1 protein-coding gene is annotated in these 3,189 nt (G+C 72.9%); it reads right to left on the bottom strand.

The features are described 5' to 3' along the window. Nucleotides 1–3,189, bottom strand: a 3,189-nt coding sequence (locus MBSD_RS15620) for a condensation domain-containing protein (RefSeq protein ID WP_201797486.1), incomplete at both ends; no start/stop codon positions are given.

Here is a 3,189-nt window from a genome sequence, read left to right as displayed (position 1 = left end):
CCGGAGGTGTAGATCACGTAGGCGATCGAGTCCGGCGCGGCGGCGGCGTCGTCGCGGCGCGGCGGCGCGGTCGGCAGCGCGTCGGGGATGTCGCCGTCGAGCAGCAGGATGCGCTCGCGCGGCCGGTCGATCAGCGCGGTGAGGTCGGAGGTGGTGACGAGCTCGGCCAGGCCGGCGTCCTCGGCCATGAAGGCGAGGCGCTCGCGCGGATAGGCCGGGTCCAGCGGCACGTAGCCGGCGCCGGACTTCAGCACGCCGAGCAGCGCGGCCAGCATGTCCGGTCCGCGTTGCAGGCACAGCCCGACCAGCGCGCCGCGGCGCACGCCGCGCGCGCGCAGCGCGTGGGCGATGCGATTGGCGCGCGCCTCCAGTTCGCCGTAGCTCAGGCTGCGCTCGCCGAAGCGCACGGCGACACGCAGCGGCGCGCGCGCCGCCTGCGCCTCGAACGCCTCGTGCATCAGAGCGTCGGCGGCGTAGGGCGCGGCGGTGGCGTTCCACGCCTCGAGCTGGCGCCGTTCGGTCTCGGGCAGCAGCGGCAGGCGGCCGACCGCCTGCTGCGGGTCGGCCAGCGCCGCCTGCAGCAGCGCGAGGTAGCGGTCGCGCATGCGTTCGACGCTGGCATGCTCGAGGATGTCGGTGTTGTAGCCGAGGCCGCCGCGCAGTCCGTCCTCCATCTCGACGAACCACAGGCCGAGGTCTTCGGCCGCGCCCGGCTGCATCACCTGCACGCGCCCGTGGCGCAGCGCGCCCCACTGCTCGGGGCGCTTGCGGATGTCCTGGAAGGAGAACAGCGCCTGGTAGATCGGGAAACGGCTCTCGTCGCGCGGCAATTGCAGCGCGCGCAGCAGGTGTTCGAAGGGCACGTCCGGATAGCTGAAGGCGTCGACCACCACCGCGCGCACCGCGCGCAAGAGATCGAGGAAGGACGCCTGCGGATCCACCTGCATGCGCAGCGGCAGCGCGTTGACGAAGAAACCCATCACCGGCTCGAGCTCGGGCGCATCGCGGCCGCGCACCGGCGTGCCGACCACCAGGTCGCGTTGGCCGGTGTGGCGGCACAGCATCACGTAGTAGAGCGCCAGCAGCGCCATGTACAGCGTCGCGTCGGCGCGGCGCGCCAGCTCGCGCAGCGCGTCGACCGCCGGCTTGTCCACGCGGATCCAGGCGTTGCGGCCGACCCCCGACATGCGCGGCGGGCGCGGCCGGTCGCTGGGCAGCTCCAGAGGTTCCGGCACGTCGGCCAGCAGCTTGCGCCAGTGCGCGAGCTGCGCGGCCAGTTCCTCGCCCTGCATCCATTCGCGGTGCCAGGCGGCGAAGTCGCCGTAGTCGACGGCCAGCTCCGGCAGCTCCGCATCGCGGCCCTCGCAGGCCGCCGGATACAGCGCGGCCATCTCCTCGTAGAACACGTCGAACGACCAGCCGTCCCAGATCAGGTGGTGGATCATGAAGAACAGCACGTGTTCCTCGGCGCCGAGGCGGAACATGTGCGTGCGGAACAGCGGCGCGCCGACCAGTTCGAACGGCTGCGCGGTCAGTTCGGCGATGCGCCGCTGCAGCAGCGCCTCGCGCGCCGCGGGCTCCAGCGCCGACAGGTCCTCGGCCGGGAACAGCGTCACCTCGAGCTGCGGCAGGATCGCCTGCACCGGCTCGCCGTTCTCCTTGACGATCGTCGTGCGCAGCACCGGCTGGCGGCGGATCAGCGCGTTGAAGGCGCGCTCGAACGCGCGTTCGTCCATCGGCCCGAGCAGACGGTGCGCCGAGGGCGTGTTGTAGACCACGCGGCCGGGATCGAGCTCCTCGAGGAACCACAGCCGTTGCTGCATCAGCGACAACGGTGCGCGCGCACGGTCGGCGCGGCGCGGGATCACGCGCGCGGCCCGGCGTGCGTGCGCCGGTTCGGCGGACGCTGCGCGCACGGCCTCGGCCAGCCGCGCCACGGTTGGCGCCTCGAACAGCGTGCGCAGCGGCAGCGCCAGGCCCAGCGCCTTGTTCAGGCGAGCGGTCAGCTGCGCGGCCAGCAGCGAGTGGCCCCCCAGCTCGAAAAAGTTGTCGTCGACGCCGAGGCCGGGCAGCGCAAGCACCGCTTCCATCTCCGCGGCGATGGTGCGCTCGAGATCGTCGCGCGGGGCGACGAAGTCGGCGTGCGTTCCGGTTTCGTGCGCGAGGTCGGCCGGCGCCGGCAGCGCCTTGCGGTCGAGCTTGCCGTTGGGCAGCAGCGGCAGGGCCTGCAGCACGAGGAAGTGCTGCGGCACCATGTATTCCGGCAGCAGGCGGCGCAGCGCCTGGCGCAGCGCGGCCTCGTCCAGCGCGGTCCCGGGCTGGGCGACCAGGTAGGCGACGATGCGCACGTCGCCGGGGCGGTCCTCGCGGGTGATGGCGACGGCGCGGGCGACGCCGGGCTGCAGGGCGAGCTGGGCCTCGATCTCGCCGAGCTCGATGCGATAGCCGCGCACCTTGACCTGGAAGTCGAGGCGGCCGAGGTGTTCGAGGGTGCCGTCGGCTTTCCAGCGGCCGCGGTCGCCGGTGCGGTAGAGGCGCGCGCCCGGCACGTCGCGGAACGGGTCGGGGACGAAGCGTTCGGCGGTGAGCTCGGGACGGTGGAGGTAGCCGAGGGTGACGCCGTCGCCGCCGATCCAGAGTTCGCCGGGGACGCCGATCGGGCAAGGCTGCCGCTGCTCGTCGAGCACCCACACCTGCGTGTTGGCGATCGGCGTGCCGATCGAGACGCCTTCGTCGGGATGCTCGACGCGCCAGCAGGTCGACCACACCGTGGTCTCGGTGGGGCCGTACATGTTCCACACCGCCTTGCAGCGCCCGCGCAGCTGCGCGGCGAGGCCGGGGCTCATCGGCTCGCCGCCGCAAAGCGCGGTGAAGGCGAGGTCGCCCAGCCAGCCGGCGTCGAGCAGGGCGCGCCAGGTGGACGGCGTGGCCTGCATCAGCGTGGCGTTCGAGCGTTCCAGCAGCTCGGCCAGTGCGTGGCCGTCCATCGCGGCGTCGCGGTCGGCCAGCACCACCTGCGCACCGACGGTCAGTGGCAGCATCAGTTCCAGCACGGCGATGTCGAACGACAGCGTGGTCACCGCGACCAGCACGTCGTCGGCGTCGATGCCCGGCGTGCGCCGCATGCTCTCGAGGAAGTTCACGACCGCGCGGTGCGGCACCATCACGCCCTTCGGCTTGCCGGTGGAA

The organism is Mizugakiibacter sediminis, assembly GCF_000953855.2.
In the GTDB taxonomy this organism is placed as follows: domain Bacteria; phylum Pseudomonadota; class Gammaproteobacteria; order Xanthomonadales; family Rhodanobacteraceae; genus Mizugakiibacter; species Mizugakiibacter sediminis.
This window is presented reverse-complemented; position numbering and strand designations above follow the sequence as displayed.